We start from the raw sequence: 15,958 nt of genomic DNA on the forward strand, positions 1-15,958 counted from the left end.
AGGAATCGAAACCAGCTTGCCGTACATCACGCCCGGCGCTTCTTGGATACCGACATAGTTGCCTAGAGACTTGGACATCTTCTTGACGCCATCCAAGCCCTCCAGCAAAGGCATGGTCAGAATGCACTGGGCCTCTTGCCCGTATGCGCGCTGCAACTCACGCCCCATCAACAGGTTGAACTTCTGGTCGGTACCGCCCAGCTCAACATCCGCGCGCAAGGCTACCGAGTCGTACCCCTGAACCAGCGGGTAGAGGAACTCATGAATGGCGATCGGCTGATTGGTGGAGTAGCGCTTGTCGAAGTCATCACGCTCAAGCATGCGCGCAACGGTGTACTGGGAAGTCAGGCGGATGAAATCCGCCGGCCCCATCTGATCCATCCAGGTGGAGTTGAATGCCACTTCGGTCTTGGCCGGATCGAGAATCTTGAACACCTGAGTCTTGTAGGTCTCGGCATTATCGAGAACCTGCTCACGCGTCAGTGGCGGGCGCGTGGCGCTCTTGCCGCTCGGATCACCGATCATCCCGGTGAAGTCACCTATAAGGAAGATGACCTGATGCCCCAATTCCTGGAACTGGCGCAGCTTATTAATAAGCACGGTATGACCCAGGTGCAGATCCGGCGCAGTCGGATCAAAGCCAGCCTTAATACGCAGGGGCTGACCACGCTTGAGCTTTTCGATCAGCTCAGCTTCGACCAACAGTTCTTCCGCACCACGTTTTATCAGCGCTAGCTGCTCTTCAACCGACTTCATAACAGACCCGCAAGGCTCAGATTCAAAAGGGAACCAACCATACAAGATCAGGGACTAATTACAAGTTTTGCCCTGCGAACGGACACCGTTCAGCAAGCCCAGCGTTCGCGAGCTTGCGCCACAGATGATTTGGTTATATTTTATACAGTTATTTCATCTTCATCATGTCATTCATCTTTTCCATTTCATCTTCAAAGTCAAAATTACCTATGACCACTGAACCGTCTAAAGCGCCGCCGCTTTACCCGAAGACCCACCTGCTCGCCGCAAGTGGTATCGCCGCCCTTCTCAGCCTGGCACTCCTGGTATTCCCTTCCAGTGACGTAGAAGCCAAACGAACATCCCTGAGCCTTGACCTGGAAAGTCCAGTTGAACAACTGACACAAGATCAAGACGCTTCCGACGCGCAACAAGCCACAAATGCACCCACCGAATCACCGTTCGCGCAGATAGAAAGCGGCCCTGAAGATACCCAGCAAGCCGCCCAAGAGCCGCCCGCGCCGGCCGCCGAAGCCGCCAAAAATCCACAACACCGAGAAGTGGTCGTGGCCAGGGGCGACACATTGTCGACCCTGTTCGAGAAAGTCGGTCTCCCTGCAGCCACCGTCAATGAAGTGCTGGCCAGCGACAAGCAGGCCAAGCAATTCACCCAGCTCAAACACGGCCAGAAACTTGAGTTCGAACTGACGCCCGACGGCCAGTTGCACAACCTGCACAGCAATGTCAGCGATCTCGAGAGCATCACCCTGACCAAAGGCGCCAAGGGTTTTGCCTTCAACCGCATCACCACCAAACCCGTGATGCGCTCCGCCTATGTCCACGGCGTCATCAATAGCTCTCTGTCGCAGTCGGCTGCCCGCGCCGGCCTGTCCCACAGCTTGACCATGGACATGGCCAGCGTGTTTGGCTACGACATCGACTTCGCCCAGGACATCCGCCAAGGCGACGAATTCGACGTGATCTACGAGCAAAAAGTCGCCAACGGCAAGGTCGTCGGCACCGGCAACATTCTCTCTGCGCGCTTTACCAACCGCGGCAAGACCTACACCGCCGTGCGTTACACCAACAAACAAGGCAACAGCAGCTACTACACCGCCGATGGCAATAGCATGCGCAAGGCCTTCATCCGCACCCCGGTGGACTTCGCTCGTATTAGCTCGCGTTTCTCCATGGGTCGCAAGCATCCAATTCTGAACAAAATCCGCGCCCACAAAGGCGTGGACTATGCGGCTCCGCGTGGCACACCGATCAAAGCGGCAGGTGACGGCAAAGTCTTACTGGCCGGGCGTCGTGGTGGCTACGGCAACACCGTGATCATCCAGCACGGCAACACCTACCGTACGCTATACGGCCACATGCAAGGCTTCGCCAAGGGCGTGAAAACCGGCGGCACTGTGAAGCAAGGCCAGGTGATCGGCTATATCGGCACTACCGGCCTGTCCACTGGCCCGCATTTGCACTATGAGTTCCAGGTCAATGGCGTGCACGTTGACCCGCTGGGTCAAAAGCTGCCAATGGCCGACCCGATCGCCAAGGCTGAACGCGCCCGCTTCATGCAACAGAGCCAGCCATTGATGGCACGCATGGATCAGGAACGCTCCACCTTGCTGGCTTCGGCGAAGCGTTAAGGCATGCCTCTTTATGTAGGTGTGATGTCCGGGACCAGCCTCGATGGCCTGGACATCGCCGTGATCGAGCAAGGCCCGGCGATCAAGTTGATCGCCTCGCACTACATCCCCATGCCAGATACCTTACGTGCCGAACTGCTTGCCTTGTGCGCCAGCGGGCCGGATGAAATCGCCCGCTCCGCCATGGCCCAGCAGAACTGGGTGAAGCTGGCCGCACACGGTATTCACGCGCTGCTCGATCAGCAAAACCTCAAGCCCCAGGACATTCGTGCGATCGGCAGCCATGGCCAGACCATCCGCCATGAGCCCGCCCGAGGCTTTACCGTGCAAATCGGTAACCCGGCCTTGCTCACCGAGCTGACAAATATCACCGTGGTCAGCGATTTCCGCAGCCGTGATGTGGCCGCCGGTGGCCAGGGCGCGCCGCTGGTGCCCGCCTTCCACGAAGCGCTGTTTGGCGAGCACACCGGTAACCGTGCGGTATTGAATGTAGGAGGTTTCAGTAACCTCAGCCTGATTGAAACCGGCAAGCCTGTAGCCGGCTTCGATTGCGGCCCGGGCAACGTCCTATTGGATGCATGGATTCATCAACTACACGGCGAACGTTTTGATCGCGATGGTCAGTGGGCCGCCAGCGGAAAGGTCGAGCCCCAGTTGCTCAACGCCCTGCTCAGCGACCCCTTCTTCGTGACCAAAGGCCCCAAGAGCACTGGGCGCGAAGTGTTCAACCTGGAATGGCTGCACCAACACCTTGGCCTCTTGCCTGCATTTGAGCCCCAGAATGTGCAGGCAACGCTGCTTGAGCTGACCGCCCTGACGATCGTTGAGTCCTTACAGTCAGCCCAACCCCATACAAAAACATTGCTGGTCTGCGGCGGCGGCGCTCACAATTCCACGCTCATGAGTCGTCTGGCCGCTCTGCTACCGTCAACCCACGTCAGCAGCACCGCCACCTACGGCGTGCACCCCGACTGGGTCGAAGCCATGGCCTTCGCCTGGCTGGCCCACTGCTGCCTTGAGGGCATTGCCGCCAACCGGCCGAGCGTCACCGGCGCACGTGGGCTTCGGGTACTGGGCGCCATCTACCCCGCCTGATTCGCCCCGCAATCAGCAGACAGCAAAACGCCGCTTGGCCTATCACAGCCAAGCGGCGTTTTTGTATGCTCTGCAGATCAGATCGAGAACGAAGACCCGCAACCACAGGTAGTGGTGGCATTAGGGTTCTTGATCACGAAACGCGACCCTTCCAAACCTTCCTGGTAATCCACCTCGGCACCTGCCAGGTATTGGAAGCTCATCGGGTCCACGACCAGGCTCACGCCTTCGCGCTCAACGATGGTGTCATCATCGGCCACATCTTCATCGAAGGTAAAACCGTACTGAAACCCTGAACAACCGCCGCCCGTAACGAATACGCGCAGCTTCAAGCGATCATTACCCTCTTCATCGACCAGGCTCTTCACCTTGTGCGCAGCACCGTGGGTGAATTGCAAAGCCGTGGGGGTGAAGGATTCAACGCTCATGCTGATAATCTCCCGGCGTAGCGCCGCCATATGCGTAATGGCCGGTATTATCCGCTTCTCCTAGAAAAGCGGTCAACTATTGTTACGGTATATCAATCTCCATAGCAGCCATTAAAAACACAAAAGGCCCGTTCAACGGGCCTTTTGCGCAACCACCTGAGCGTCTTAAGGCAGCATGCCCGCGTGGGACAAGCCCAGCTTCTCATCCAGGCCAAACAGGATGTTCATGTTCTGTACCGCCTGGCCCGACGCGCCCTTGACCAGGTTATCGATCACCGACAACACCACGACGAGGTCGCCATCCTGAGGGCGGTGCACGGCAATCCGGCACACATTGGCGCCGCGCACGCTGCGGGTTTCTGGATGGCTGCCGGCTGGCATCACGTCGACGAACGGTTCGTTGGCATAACGCTTTTCGAACAGCGCCTGCAGGTCAACCGAACGGTCAGCCACAGTGGCGTAGAGCGTGGAATGAATGCCGCGGATCATCGGGGTCAGGTGTGGTACGAAGGTCAGGCCCACGTCTTTACCGGCTGCACGACGCAGGCCCTGGCGGATTTCCGGCAAGTGACGATGCCCTTTTACCGCGTAGGCCTTCATGCTTTCCGATGTCTCGGAGTACAGCGAACCCACCGCCGCACCACGACCGGCGCCACTCACACCCGACTTGCAGTCTGCGATCAGGCGCGACGCATCAGCCAACCCGGCTTCCAGCAATGGCAGGAAACCCAGTTGTGTTGCCGTTGGATAGCAACCTGGCACCGCGATCAGGCGCGCTTGCTTGATCTGCTCACGATTGACTTCCGGCAGGCCGTACACCGCCTCCTCCAGCAACTCTGGCGCACCGTGCGGCTGGCCGTACCACTTGGCCCACTCATCGGCGTCTTGCAGACGGAAGTCCGCGGACAAGTCGATCACCTTGGTGCCAGCGGCCAGCAGCTCACCAGCCAATGCGTGGGCAACACCGTGAGGCGTGGCGAAGAACACCACATCGCACGCGCCCAGGGTCTTGATGTCCGGAACGCTGAACGCCAGGCCGTCATAGTGGCCTCGCAGGTTCGGGTACATATCGGCCACGGCCAGCCCGGCCTCGGATCGGGAAGTGATGACCACCACCTCAGCTTGCGGATGCTGTGCCAACAGACGCAGCAATTCGACACCGGTGTAACCCGTGCCGCCGACGATACCGACCTTGACCATAAACCTGCCCTCAACGAACCCACTGGAAAGCCGTCGATAATAGGGGCCGTATCGTCCTGCGACAACCGTCAACGTGACGTACGGGCGCATGAGCCACTACTATCTTCAGTTACCGTGAACCTGGGAATAACTAGAAATGCTCTATCTATGGATCAAAGCCTTCCACATCGTCAGCATCGTCTGCTGGTTTGCCGGGCTGTTCTACCTGCCACGCCTGTTCGTCTACCACGCCCAAAGCGAGGATACCGTCAGCAAGGAGCGCTTCAGCGTCATGGAGCGCAAGTTGTACCGCGGCATCATGGGGCCGGCGATGGTTGCCACGCTGATTTTCGGCGGCTGGCTGATCTACCTGAACCCGAGCATCTTTCATTCGGGCGCCTGGATCCACGCCAAACTGACCCTCGTCGTACTGCTCATCGGTTACCACCATATGTGCGGCGCGCAAGTAAAACGCTTCGCCCGTGGCGAAAACACCCGCAGCCATGTCTTTTATCGCTGGTTCAATGAAGTACCCGTTCTGATATTGCTGGCTATCGTAATTTTGGTCGTGGTCAAACCGTTCTAACTTCAATTACTCGGGGTACCTCCAATGTCACTGCCCGCTCTGCTTGAACAACGTCTGCGCCTGCCCGTCGTGGCGGCACCGATGTTCCTGATTTCCAACCCGCAACTGGTCCTGGCGTGCTGCCGCAATGGGGTCGTCGGAAGCTTCCCGGCGCTCAACCAACGCGAAAGCAGCGGGTTCAAGGCCTGGCTGGAGGAAATCGAAGCGGGCCTGGCGCAGTTGGACAACCCTGCGCCTTACGCCGTCAATCTGATCGTGCACAACAGCAACCCGCGACTGGAGGCGGACCTGGCGATTTGCGTCGAACACAAAGTGCCGATCGTCATTACCAGCCTGGGCGCTGTGAAGGAATTGGTAGACGCCGTACACAGCTACGGCGGCCTGGTGTTCCATGACGTCACCACCCGACGTCATGCCGAGAAGGCTGCCGAAGCCGGCGTGGATGGCTTGATCGCCGTGGCGGCCGGCGCTGGCGGCCACGCCGGCACCTGGAGCCCGTTCTCGCTGATTGCCGAAATCCGCCAGTTCTTCGACAAAACCCTGCTGCTGGCCGGCTGCCTCAACCACGGGCACGAGATTCTCGCCGCCCAGTTACTGGGGGCCGACCTGGCCTATTTCGGCACACGCTTTATTGCCACCACCGAAAGCCATGCCCCGGATGCGTATAAAGAGATGCTGCTCACATCGCGCGCCGCCGACATCGTGCACACTCCCGCTGTCTCCGGCGTGCCCGCCAGCTTTATGCGCCAGAGCCTGGAAAACGCCGGTTTCGACCTGGCCGCCCTGCAAGGCAAAGGCGAAGTGAACTTCGGTTCCAAGCTCAAGCCGTTGAGCGACGAGGCCAAGGCGTGGAAAACTGTATGGTCGGCCGGCCAAGGTGTCGGTGAAATTGATGATTTGCCCAGCGTCGATGAACTGGTTGCCCGTCTGGATGCCGAATATCGCAAAGCCCGCGAACAGGCAGCTCAGTTGCGCTGGCCGCGCTGACCCCACCGCAAGGCCTGCCACTTGAGCCGGCCTGCACTACCTCCCTGAATCAAGTGACAAGGAAGCCCGCATGAGCGACAACCGTTTCAAGATTGTGTTTGATGGAGCCTTGCTCCCGGGTGTCGAAAGCACCACGGCCAAGCTGAACCTGGCCGAGCTGTTCAAGAGCGACGTCGAAGCCATCGAGAAGCTCTTCACCGGTCGCCCGGTCGCGCTCAAGCGTGACCTGTCGCGCCCGGATGCAGAAACCTACCTCACCGCACTGAAAAACGCCGGGGTCGATGCACGCATCGAAGCTGAACAGCCTGTCGCCTTCAGCCTCGCCGAGACGCACGAAACGGATTCCGGCAGCTTCTCGCGCACTGCGGCCTCACCTTACGCACCACCGCGCTCCGCTGTGGGTGATGACCTGCCGGAATACGCCACCCTCAAGGTGTTCACCATCCACGGGCGCATCGGGCGCTTGCGGTACCTCGCCTGGACCCTGGTGTTGACTCTGGCGCTGTTGGTGGCGGGTGGCATCATCAGCACCGTTAGCTTTGCCGTAGCGACCGCTTCGCCAACCGCGGGCACTATCCTCGGCGTATTGCTGGGCCTCGCGTTGTTTGTCGCGCTGGTCTGGGTCAGTGTACAAATTGGTGTGCAGCGCCTGCACGACCTGGGTTGGTCGGGCTGGTTGTACTTTCTCAACCTGGTGCCGCTGGTGAACAGCGTCTTCCCGATCCTGCTGCTGGTATTGCCGGGCAATGCAGGCGCCAACCAGTACGGTGCGCCACCACCACGCAACTCCACGGCGGTAAAAGTCCTGGCCACCCTGTGGCTGGCGTTTATCCCGGTCATGCTTGCCATCGTGGTGACCCTGGGTATGAACGGTTACCTGAACCAGCTCGAAGCCAATATGGACAGCAGCTACGAAAGCAGCTCCATCACCTCCGATGAAGATGCCGACCAAGCCGCGACCGTCGAAGAAGACGAAGCGCAGAGTGCTGACGAAGCGGACGAACCTGTAGACTCTCCAGAACAGTGAAGAAACGCCCCCAGCCTGTGATGCCTTTGTCACAGGCGCGGTGGCGTTGCGATGGAGAAAGGCATGACCCGTTACGCTCTGATCACCGGCGCCTCCAGCGGCATCGGCCTGGCCTTGGCCGAAGCGCTGGCCCGTCGCGGCCGCAGCTTGATTCTGGTGGCCCGCCAGCGTGACCAGTTGGAAAACATTGCAATCGAATTGACCCAACGCTTTGGCGTCGAGGTGCTGTTCCGGGCCTGCGATCTGGGCGAGCCGCTGCGCTTATCCGGGTTCCTGCTGGAGCTTGAAGAAGGCGAACGGCAGATCGACCTGCTGGTGAACTGCGCCGGCATCGGCACCAGCGGGCCATTCCTGGCCCAGGACTGGATGACCGAACAAGACCTCATGGAGGTCAACATCCTCGCCCTGACCCGCATGTGCCACGCCCTTGGCAACACCATGGCGCTGCACGGCGGCGGCCAGATTCTCAATGTGGCCTCCGTCGCGGCATTCCAGCCTGGCCCGTGGATGAGCACCTATTACGCCAGCAAGGCCTATGTGCTGCACTTCTCCGAAGGCCTGCGCGAAGAACTGAAAACCTGCGGCATCAAGGTCTCGGTGCTCTGCCCCGGCCCGACACGTACCGCATTCTTCGGCACGGCACAAATGGACACCGCCAAACTCGACCGCAGCCAACAACTGATGAGCCCCGAAGAGGTGGCGCTCTATACCGTGCGCGCCCTGGAAAAGAACAAGGCCATCATCATTCCCGGCCGACGTAACCGCTGGCTCGCCTTCAGCCCGCGTTTCAGCCCACGCTGGCTGACCCGCAAGATCGCCGGCGCCATCAACAAGGCCTATTGCCCGCGCTGACTGGCTGAGTACACTCACCCTGCACATTCATAATGGAGAAACAGCTGTGGATACTCTGTTCACCAAGATCATCAACAGAGAAATACCTGCGGATATCATCTACGAAGATGATCAAGTCCTGGCGTTCAAGGACATCCACCCAGCGGCGCCAGTGCACTTCCTGGTCATTCCCAAGAAACACATCCCCACCCTCAACGACCTGACCGAAGAAGATAAAGCCCTGGCCGGTCATATTCTGTTCACCGCCCAGCGTTTGGCCGTGGAACAGGGGTGTGAAGAGGGTTTCCGGGTGGTCATGAACTGCAACCCGAAAGGTGGGCAGACCGTTTATCACATCCATATGCATGTGCTGGGTCAGCGCCAGATGAACTGGCCACCGGGCTGATCAGCCCTTAGGCACAGGGCGCGGCCCAGGCTGCGACCCCATGCCCTTGACGCAGCGCAAACGCTTCCCCCTCTCTTGCGGTAAACTGGCCGCCGAGATTCTTCCCGGAGGTCAGCATGACTACCCAACGTCACTACTCGCCGATTGACCGTCTGTTGCTGCAAGCCGACATGGCCATGCGCACGCTGCTGCCGTTCAGCGGCCAGCCGTATCGCCCCTCGCCCGCCATCGTGCAGCCCGACGCCCAGATGAGCGAGACCGAGACCCGTCACGTCGCCGGCCTGATGCGCATCAACCATACCGGCGAAGTTTGTGCCCAGGCGCTGTACCAGGGCCAGGCCTTGACCGCCAAGCTGCCCCAGGTACGCGCGGCCATGGAACATGCCGCCGAAGAAGAAATCGATCACCTGGCCTGGTGCGAGCAACGCATTCGCCAATTGGGCAGTCACCCGAGTGTGCTGAACCCGCTGTTTTATGGTTTGTCGTTCGGGATTGGCGCCGCTGCCGGCCTGATCAGCGATAAAGTCAGCCTGGGGTTTGTCGCGGCGACCGAACATCAGGTGTGCAAACACCTGGATGAACATTTGGAGCAACTGCCGGCCGAAGACGAAAAATCCCGGGCCATTCTGGAGCAGATGCGTGTTGATGAAGAGCATCACGCGGAAAGCGCACTGGATGCTGGCGGCTTCCGCTTCCCTGCGCCGGTAAGGTTTGGCATGAGCCTGTTGGCCAAGGTCATGACCAAAAGCACCTACCGTATCTGAAGCGTCACCCGCAGGAGCGAGCTTGCGGTGGCGAGCTCACTCATGGGGGGGCTGCGGTCGATCAACCCAACTCGATGATTTCGTAATCGTGGGTGATGGCCACACCGGCCGCGCCGAGCATGATCGACGCCGAGCAGTACTTCTCAGCCGACAACTCAATCGCACGCTTGACCTGGGCTTCTTTAAGCGCCCGCCCCTTCACCACGAAATGCATGTGGATCTTGGTGAATACCTTGGGGTCTTCAGTGGCTCGCTCAGCCTCCAGAAAAGCTTCACAGCTTTCCACTGCCTGGCGGGATTTCTTGAGGATGCTGACCACGTCGAAATTGCTGCAACCGCCCACGCCCAGCAGGAGCATTTCCATCGGGCGTACGCCCAGGTTACGGCCACCCGCTTCCGGCGGACCGTCCATGACCACCACATGGCCACTGCCCGACTCACCGAGGAACATGGCTTCGCCCGCCCATTGGATGCGTGCCTTCATCGCCCAGACTCCACTGCTAAAAAAGGGTCGCCAGCTTAGCACAGGGCCCGCCTGCGTCAGTGTTTCCAACAAAAGCGATCAATAGCAGGGTTTGCGCAGAAAATTGGCTAATCGAGTCAGAATGTGTCTGTTAAGCTGACGCCAAATCGATGGCGTAATGCCACCCTTTATGCAGTGCGTATCAGTGCCGATACCCGATGAATACAACAACTCAAACTATTTAGCGCAGTCTTTTCGGGATACAACCATGGTTGCCCTTACTCCCATACCCAAAATCAAGAATCTCGACAAACTGTTGATGCATTGCCAGCGCCGTCGTCACCCGGCCAAGCACAACATCATCTGCGCCGGCGAACGCTCCGAAACGCTGTTCTTCATCATCAAAGGCTCGGTCACCATCCTGATCGAGGATGACGACGGTCGCGAAATGATCATTGCTTACCTGAACACCGGGGATTTCTTTGGGGAGTTGGGGCTGTTCGAACAAGCCGGCAAGGAACAGGAACGCAGCGCCTGGGTGCGCACCAAGGTCGAATGCGAAGTGGCCGAGATCAGCTACGCCAAGTTCCGCGAACTGTCCCAGCACGATCCCGACATTCTCTACGCCCTGAGCGGCCAGATTGCCCAGCGCCTGCGGGACACCACCCGCAAGGTCGGCGACCTCGCGTTCTTTGACGTCACCGGCCGAGTCGCGCGTTGCCTGCTGGACCTGTGCAAGCAGCCCGACGCCATGACGCACCCCGACGGCATGCAGATCAAGGTCACGCGCCAGGAAATCGGGCGCATTGTCGGCTGTTCACGGGAGATGGTCGGTCGCGTGCTCAAGGATCTGGAAGAGCGCAACCTGGTGCATGTCAAAGGCAAGACGATGGTGGTGTTCGGTACCCGTTAAACCGGCAGGAAGCTGGCCAACATTTGACGGTACAAGGTATCCAGCCGGCTGATCGCATCCGGCGCGGGGAAAGCTTCGTGCAAGGCGATATGGCTGTCTGCACGAACCCGCTGGTCGAGACCACACGCTTCATTGAACCGATTGACCGCCGCGATCAACGCCTCGCGATCGTTCTCCAGCAACAAGGCACCGTGCACCAACCCTACCGGGCGGCCACCACTTTGGCGCCAGCGCTGGGCAGTGCCGACCATTTTTCGACCGTTGAGGTTGACGTTGTAACGGCCATCGCAAAACGCCCCATCGATTTCACCAACCGAGGCATCACCGCCCAACTCGATCAGCAAATCGCAGATCGGTTGGCATAAGCGCAGGTAACCGGTTTCGATACGATTCTGGTCACCTTCACTGCGCGGTGGGGCGTAGACCAGGGCGATGTTGACCGTGGCATTCGACTGCGGCACCGGTTCTCCGCCGGTTTCACGCAGCAATACCGGCCAACCGGCGTCAGCCGAGACTTGGCTGGCGGTTTCGAACGCCGGCAGCCGACTCAAACGGCGGGGCATCACCAAGGCTTGATCGTTGGGTTGCCAGAACAGCAGGCCAAACGCCTGATCACCCGCGCAGACGGCTGCCAGCAAGGCTTGCTCGGCGGCCAGCCCAGCTTCAACCGTCATCGACACCGGCTTAGCCATCAAACACCTACCTATCTGAATAGACACAAACCCAGATGTGGGAGCGGGCTTGCTCGCGAATGCGGTCTGTCAGTAAAAAGCGCAATGACTGATACACCGCATTCGCGAGCAAGCCCGCTCTTACATTTAGACTGTATTTTAAATGTTGACCGGGTTTTACGTCAGTCTAGTGTCGAACCGCTGACCGCCACGCCCCGCTCCGGGAAGAACAGGCGCTGCAGTTCAGCCCCTGGGTTCTCGGCCCGCATGAAGGTCTCGCCCACCAGGAACGAATACACCCCACTGATCTCCATCAGCTCCACATCGGCACGGTTGACGATGCCGCTCTCGGTGATCACCAGACGGTCACGCGGAATGCGCGGCAGCAGGTCGAGGGTGTTTTCCAGGCTGACCTCGAAGGTGTGCAGGTTACGGTTGTTGACCCCCACCAGCGGTGTGTCGAGGGTTTTCAGTGCGCGTTCCAGCTCATCGCCGTCGTGCACTTCCACCAGCACGTCCAGACCGACGCTTTTGGCCACGGCTGCCAGCTCGGCCATCTTCACGTCATCCAGCGCGGAAACGATCAACAGCACACAGTCGGCGCCCAGGGCACGGGCTTCGACGATCTGATACGGATCGACCATGAAATCCTTGCGGATCACCGGCAACTTGCACGCGGCGCGGGCTTGCTGCAAGAACAGGTCGGAACCCTGGAAATAGTCGATATCGGTCAGCACGGACAGGCACGTGGCCCCGCCCTTCTCATAACTGACGGCGATTTCCGACGGCACGAAGTTCTCGCGTATCACACCCTTGCTAGGCGAGGCCTTCTTGATTTCCGCAATGACGGCAGGCTGCTTTTCCTTGGCCTGCTTGATCAGCGCATTGGCAAAGCCACGCGGTGCATCGGCGGTTTTCGCCTGGGCTTCCAGCTCAGCGAGACTGACGCGGGCACGGCGCTCAGCCACTTCTTCAGCCTTGCGAGCCAGGATCTTTTCCAGAACGGTCGGCACACTCATCCTTCATTCTCCATCTTGAACACCGCAGTAAAGGCACCCAGTTCTTCAAGCTTCTCGCGCGCGAGCCCGGTGTGCAACGCATCATGAGCAAGGGCTACGCCCTCTTTAAGACTGTAGGCGTGATCGGCGGCATACAGCGCCGCACCGGCATTCAGAACAATCATTTCTGCCGCTTTTTGACCATTCTCGGTCTTGCGACGCCCCAAGGCATCGCGAATCAGTTCCAGGGACGCCGCCGGGCTTTCCACCGCCAGGCCGTGCAGGCTCTGGCTCTTCATGCCCAAATCTTCCGGCTCGACCCAATATTCGGTGACCTGGTCGTTCTTCAGTTCCGCCACGAAGGTCGGAGCCGCCAGGCTGAATTCGTCCAGGCCGTCCTTGGAATGCACCACCAGCACATGCTTGCTGCCCAGACGCTGCAGCACTTCGGCTAATGGCCGGCACAGTGCCTGGCTGAATACGCCCACCACCTGGTGTTTCACACCGGCCGGATTCGTAAGCGGGCCGAGCATGTTGAACAGGGTGCGCAGGCCGAGGTCCTTGCGCGGACCCGCGGCGTGCTTCATCGCGCCATGGTGGGATTGGGCAAACATGAAGCCGATGCCGACGCTGTCGATGCAGCGCGCCACTTGTACCGGCGTCAGGTTCAGGTAGATCCCGGCCGCTTCCAGCAAATCGGCGCTGCCGCTCTTGCCGGACACCGCACGGTTACCGTGCTTGGCCACGGTGCAACCTGCAGCCGCGACCACAAACGAAGAAGCCGTCGACACGTTGAAGATGTTCGCACCGTCACCGCCGGTGCCGACCACATCCACCACGCCATCGAGGGTCTTGAGCTCGACCTTGTCCGCCAGCTCGCGCATCACCGATACGGCGCCGACGATCTCGTCAATGCTTTCGCTCTTCATGCGCATGGCCATCATGAACGCGCCGATCTGCGCGTCCGTGCATTGGCCGGTCATGATTTCGCGCATCACATCGCTCATTTCAGCGGTGCTCAGGTCCAGGTGGCCGACGATACGGCTCAGGGCAGTCTTGATATCCATGGAAAGTCCTTAGCGCGTGCCGCCGCTCTGCTTGAGAAAGTTGGCGAACAGCTCGTAGCCCTGCTCGGTCAGGATCGACTCGGGGTGAAATTGCACCCCTTCGATATTCAGTGTCTTGTGGCGCAGGCCCATGATCTCGTCGACCGAGCCGTCTTCCAGTTGGGTCCAGGCGGTCAGCTCCAGGCATTCCGGCAGGGTTTCGCGCTTGACCACCAGCGAGTGGTAGCGGGTCACCGTCACCGGAAGGTTGAGGCCATGAAACACGCCTACATCTTTATGGAACACCGGGCTGGTCTTGCCGTGCATCACCTGGCGCGCGCGCACTACGTCGCCGCCAAAAGCCTGGCCAATGGATTGGTGGCCCAGGCACACGCCCAGGATCGGCAGCTTGCCGGCGAAATACTGGATCGCTTCCAGGGAAATACCCGCCTCGGTCGGCGTGCACGGGCCTGGCGAAACCACGATGCGCTCCGGGTTCAGGGCTGCGATCTCGGCCACGGTCAGTTCGTCGTTGCGCACCACCTTGACCTCGGCACCCAACTCGCCCAGGTACTGCACAACGTTGTAGGTAAAGGAGTCGTAGTTATCAATCATCAGCAACATGGGGGAAACCTCAAGAATTAGGGGTCTGTTCAGCCAGCGCAACGGCGCGGAACATCGCGCGGCGCTTGTTCAGGGTTTCTTCCCACTCGAGGGCCGGCACCGAGTCGGCGACAATCCCGCCACCGGCCTGCACGTGCAGCTCCCCGTCCTTGATCACGGCCGTACGAATCGCAATGGCCGTGTCCATGTTGCCGTTCCAGGCGAAATAACCCACGGCGCCGCCGTAGACACCACGTTTCACCGGTTCCAGCTCGTCGATGATTTCCATCGCGCGGATCTTCGGCGCACCCGACAAGGTGCCCGCCGGCAGAATCGCGCGCAGTGCGTCCATCGCAGTCAAGCCGGCTTTCAGCTCGCCGGTGACGTTGGACACAATGTGCATCACATTCGAATAACGCTCGATCACCATCTTCTCGGTGAGTTTCACCGAACCGATTTCCGAGACACGCCCGGTGTCATTGCGACCCAAGTCAATCAGCATCAGGTGTTCGGCGATTTCCTTGTCGTCGCTCAGCAGGTCTTCTTCCAGCGCCAGGTCGGCCTCTTCGGTCGCACCACGCGGGCGCGTACCGGCGATCGGGCGCACGGTGATCAAGTTGTCTTCGACACGCACAAGCACTTCCGGCGAACTGCCCACCACGTGGAAGTCACCAAAGTTGAAGAAGTACATGTACGGCGTCGGATTGAAGCAGCGCAATGCGCGATACAGATCGATCGGCGCGGCCTTGAAGTCGATGGACATGCGTTGCGATGGCACCACCTGCATGCAGTCACCGGCGAGGATATATTCCTTGATGGTGTCGACGGCACGCTCGTAGTCATCCTGGGTAAAGCTGGAGCGGAACACCGGGTCGGCGGCCGGTGGACGGCTGAGGTCCAGGCCGCGACGCGGGGTGATCGGCTGACGCAGTTTTTCCAGCAGGGCTTCGAGGCTGGCCTGGCCTTGTTCGAAGGCGTCGGCCTGGGACGGGTCGGCGAGCACGATCGCGTGCATCTTGCCGGCCAGGTTGTCGAATACGACGACCGCATCGGAAACCATCAGCAGAATGTCCGGCACACCCAGCGGATCCGGGTTCGGGCATTTGCCCAAGCGTTTTTCCACATAACGCACGCAGTCATAACCGAAGTAACCCACCAGACCGCCGTTGAAACGCGGCAGGCCGGCAATGGTCGGCACGTTGTAGCGCGCCTTGAACACTTCGACGAACGCCAGCGGGTCGTCGACATCGTGGCTTTCGATCTCGACGCCATCATGGGTAATGCTCACGTGATGGTCGTGTACACGCAGTACCGTGCGGCACGGCAAGCCGATGATCGAGTAACGCCCCCACTTCTCGCCGCCCTGTACGGACTCAAGCAGGTAGGAGTTAGGCTCGTCGGCCAGTTTCAGGTAGATCGACAGCGGCGTGTCGAAGTCGGCCAGGGTTTCGCAGGCCAGGGGGATGCGGTTATAGCCGGCAGCAGCCAAACGCAGGAATTCTTCGCGGGTCATGATATGCCTCGTGGCTTGAGGGTCTAACAGTCAGGTATGCAAACGTGCCGCAGAGCGCGGCCAG

At 59.7% G+C, this 15,958-nt stretch carries 18 protein-coding genes (1 of these 18 cut by a window edge); 9 read left to right on the forward strand and 9 right to left on the reverse strand.

From position 1 onward, the window contains the following. On the reverse strand, positions 1-756 hold the 5' portion of the coding sequence (gene tyrS / locus AB4N92_RS09270) for a tyrosine--tRNA ligase (RefSeq protein ID WP_010206932.1). Its footprint begins 444 nt before the window's first position; 756 of the gene's 1,200 nt are visible here — the first part of the coding sequence; the start codon lies at positions 754-756; its stop codon lies off the left edge, out of view. A gap of 209 nt (positions 757-965) precedes the next feature. Between tyrS and AB4N92_RS09275 the strand changes: the two genes are divergently transcribed. Together AB4N92_RS09275 and AB4N92_RS09280 are read left to right on the forward strand one after the other, a co-directional pair. Beyond that, positions 966-2,384, forward strand: a complete 1,419-nt coding sequence (locus AB4N92_RS09275; RefSeq protein ID WP_010206933.1) for a peptidoglycan DD-metalloendopeptidase family protein — start codon at positions 966-968, stop codon at positions 2,382-2,384. Positions 2,385-2,387: 3 nt separating this feature from the next. Next, entirely contained in the window at positions 2,388-3,479 is a 1,092-nt protein-coding gene (locus AB4N92_RS09280; RefSeq protein ID WP_236266832.1) for an anhydro-N-acetylmuramic acid kinase, read from the forward strand. Between the two features lie 77 nt (positions 3,480-3,556). Here the strand turns inward: AB4N92_RS09280 and erpA are convergent, their stop codons facing one another. Next, on the reverse strand, positions 3,557-3,907 hold the full coding sequence (gene erpA, locus AB4N92_RS09285) for an iron-sulfur cluster insertion protein ErpA (RefSeq protein WP_003176443.1): 351 nt from the start codon (positions 3,905-3,907) through the stop codon (positions 3,557-3,559). Positions 3,908-4,072: 165 nt separating this feature from the next. Beyond that, the gene (argC, locus tag AB4N92_RS09290) at positions 4,073-5,107 is read right to left on the reverse strand and encodes an N-acetyl-gamma-glutamyl-phosphate reductase (protein ID WP_042571476.1); all 1,035 of its coding nucleotides are present in this window, start codon (positions 5,105-5,107) and stop codon (positions 4,073-4,075) included. 136 nt (positions 5,108-5,243) lie between these two features. On the opposite strand from argC, the gene hemJ reads away from it, so the two are divergent. The 6 genes from hemJ to coq7 all read left to right on the forward strand — a co-directional run bounded on the left by hemJ (position 5,244) and on the right by coq7 (position 9,687). Beyond that, positions 5,244-5,672 (forward strand): protoporphyrinogen oxidase HemJ, encoded by a 429-nt coding sequence (gene hemJ / locus AB4N92_RS09295; RefSeq protein ID WP_042571475.1) that lies wholly within the window; start codon positions 5,244-5,246, stop codon positions 5,670-5,672. A 24-nt stretch (positions 5,673-5,696) separates the two neighbouring features. After that, a complete protein-coding gene (locus AB4N92_RS09300) occupies positions 5,697-6,659 on the forward strand; it encodes an NAD(P)H-dependent flavin oxidoreductase (RefSeq protein ID WP_010206937.1) in 963 nt (320 codons plus the stop codon). A gap of 70 nt (positions 6,660-6,729) precedes the next feature. Next, positions 6,730-7,686, forward strand: a complete 957-nt coding sequence (locus AB4N92_RS09305; protein WP_010206938.1) for a DUF805 domain-containing protein — start codon at positions 6,730-6,732, stop codon at positions 7,684-7,686. Positions 7,687-7,749: 63 nt separating this feature from the next. Beyond that, on the forward strand, positions 7,750-8,538 hold the full coding sequence (locus tag AB4N92_RS09310; RefSeq protein ID WP_010206939.1) for an SDR family NAD(P)-dependent oxidoreductase: 789 nt from the start codon (positions 7,750-7,752) through the stop codon (positions 8,536-8,538). Positions 8,539-8,584: 46 nt separating this feature from the next. Continuing rightward, positions 8,585-8,923, forward strand: a complete 339-nt coding sequence (locus tag AB4N92_RS09315; protein WP_010206940.1) for a histidine triad nucleotide-binding protein — start codon at positions 8,585-8,587, stop codon at positions 8,921-8,923. A 116-nt stretch (positions 8,924-9,039) separates the two neighbouring features. After that, positions 9,040-9,687, forward strand: a complete 648-nt coding sequence (coq7, locus tag AB4N92_RS09320) for a 2-polyprenyl-3-methyl-6-methoxy-1,4-benzoquinone monooxygenase (protein WP_021491380.1) — start codon at positions 9,040-9,042, stop codon at positions 9,685-9,687. A gap of 61 nt (positions 9,688-9,748) precedes the next feature. Here the strand turns inward: coq7 and AB4N92_RS09325 are convergent, their stop codons facing one another. After that, a complete protein-coding gene (locus AB4N92_RS09325; protein WP_005792019.1) occupies positions 9,749-10,171 on the reverse strand; it encodes an OsmC family protein in 423 nt (140 codons plus the stop codon). 247 nt (positions 10,172-10,418) lie between these two features. Between AB4N92_RS09325 and crp the strand changes: the two genes are divergently transcribed. Then, a complete protein-coding gene (gene crp / locus AB4N92_RS09330; RefSeq protein WP_010206944.1) occupies positions 10,419-11,063 on the forward strand; it encodes a cAMP-activated global transcriptional regulator CRP in 645 nt (214 codons plus the stop codon). On the opposite strand, the gene AB4N92_RS09335 is transcribed toward crp, so the two are convergent. The 5 genes from AB4N92_RS09335 to trpE all read right to left on the reverse strand — a co-directional run bounded on the left by AB4N92_RS09335 (position 11,060) and on the right by trpE (position 15,894). Continuing rightward, a complete protein-coding gene (locus AB4N92_RS09335; protein WP_010206946.1) occupies positions 11,060-11,755 on the reverse strand; it encodes a lipoate--protein ligase family protein in 696 nt (231 codons plus the stop codon). The genes crp and AB4N92_RS09335 overlap by 4 nt on opposite strands. 161 nt (positions 11,756-11,916) lie before the next feature. Further along, on the reverse strand, positions 11,917-12,753 hold the full coding sequence (trpC, locus tag AB4N92_RS09340) for an indole-3-glycerol phosphate synthase TrpC (RefSeq protein WP_010206947.1): 837 nt from the start codon (positions 12,751-12,753) through the stop codon (positions 11,917-11,919). Then, complete coding sequence (gene trpD / locus AB4N92_RS09345) at positions 12,750-13,799, reverse strand: anthranilate phosphoribosyltransferase (RefSeq protein ID WP_010206948.1); 1,050 nt, start codon at positions 13,797-13,799, stop codon at positions 12,750-12,752. The genes trpC and trpD overlap by 4 nt, the downstream gene beginning before the upstream one ends. 9 nt (positions 13,800-13,808) lie before the next feature. After that, positions 13,809-14,402 carry an aminodeoxychorismate/anthranilate synthase component II gene (locus AB4N92_RS09350; RefSeq protein ID WP_010206949.1) on the reverse strand — a complete coding sequence of 198 codons (594 nt, stop codon included), beginning with the start codon at positions 14,400-14,402 and terminating at the stop codon, positions 13,809-13,811. Positions 14,403-14,412: 10 nt separating this feature from the next. Next, the gene (gene trpE / locus AB4N92_RS09355) at positions 14,413-15,894 is read right to left on the reverse strand and encodes an anthranilate synthase component I (RefSeq protein WP_069672891.1); all 1,482 of its coding nucleotides are present in this window, start codon (positions 15,892-15,894) and stop codon (positions 14,413-14,415) included. Positions 15,895-15,958 lie beyond the last annotated feature (64 nt).

This window comes from Pseudomonas sp. S3_A09 (assembly GCF_054668065.1).

Bases quoted from the DNA above. Each gene is read 5' to 3' on its own strand.
- crp (WP_010206944.1), top strand. From the start codon at position 10,419: ATGGTTGCCCTTACTCCCATACCCAAAATCAAGAATCTCGACAAACTG.
- AB4N92_RS09300 (WP_010206937.1), top strand. From the start codon at position 5,697: ATGTCACTGCCCGCTCTGCTTGAACAACGTCTGCGCCTGCCCGTCGTG.
- AB4N92_RS09335 (WP_010206946.1), bottom strand. From the start codon at position 11,755: ATGGCTAAGCCGGTGTCGATGACGGTTGAAGCTGGGCTGGCCGCCGAG.
- argC (WP_042571476.1), bottom strand. From the start codon at position 5,107: ATGGTCAAGGTCGGTATCGTCGGCGGCACGGGTTACACCGGTGTCGAA.
- AB4N92_RS09280 (WP_236266832.1), top strand. From the start codon at position 2,388: ATGCCTCTTTATGTAGGTGTGATGTCCGGGACCAGCCTCGATGGCCTG.
- AB4N92_RS09325 (WP_005792019.1), bottom strand. From the start codon at position 10,171: ATGAAGGCACGCATCCAATGGGCGGGCGAAGCCATGTTCCTCGGTGAG.
- AB4N92_RS09305 (WP_010206938.1), top strand. From the start codon at position 6,730: ATGAGCGACAACCGTTTCAAGATTGTGTTTGATGGAGCCTTGCTCCCG.
- AB4N92_RS09350 (WP_010206949.1), bottom strand. From the start codon at position 14,402: ATGTTGCTGATGATTGATAACTACGACTCCTTTACCTACAACGTTGTG.
- AB4N92_RS09310 (WP_010206939.1), top strand. From the start codon at position 7,750: ATGACCCGTTACGCTCTGATCACCGGCGCCTCCAGCGGCATCGGCCTG.
- erpA (WP_003176443.1), bottom strand. From the start codon at position 3,907: ATGAGCGTTGAATCCTTCACCCCCACGGCTTTGCAATTCACCCACGGT.
- trpC (WP_010206947.1), bottom strand. From the start codon at position 12,753: ATGAGTGTGCCGACCGTTCTGGAAAAGATCCTGGCTCGCAAGGCTGAA.
- trpE (WP_069672891.1), bottom strand. From the start codon at position 15,894: ATGACCCGCGAAGAATTCCTGCGTTTGGCTGCTGCCGGCTATAACCGC.
- trpD (WP_010206948.1), bottom strand. From the start codon at position 13,799: ATGGATATCAAGACTGCCCTGAGCCGTATCGTCGGCCACCTGGACCTG.
- hemJ (WP_042571475.1), top strand. From the start codon at position 5,244: ATGCTCTATCTATGGATCAAAGCCTTCCACATCGTCAGCATCGTCTGC.
- AB4N92_RS09275 (WP_010206933.1), top strand. From the start codon at position 966: ATGACCACTGAACCGTCTAAAGCGCCGCCGCTTTACCCGAAGACCCAC.
- coq7 (WP_021491380.1), top strand. From the start codon at position 9,040: ATGACTACCCAACGTCACTACTCGCCGATTGACCGTCTGTTGCTGCAA.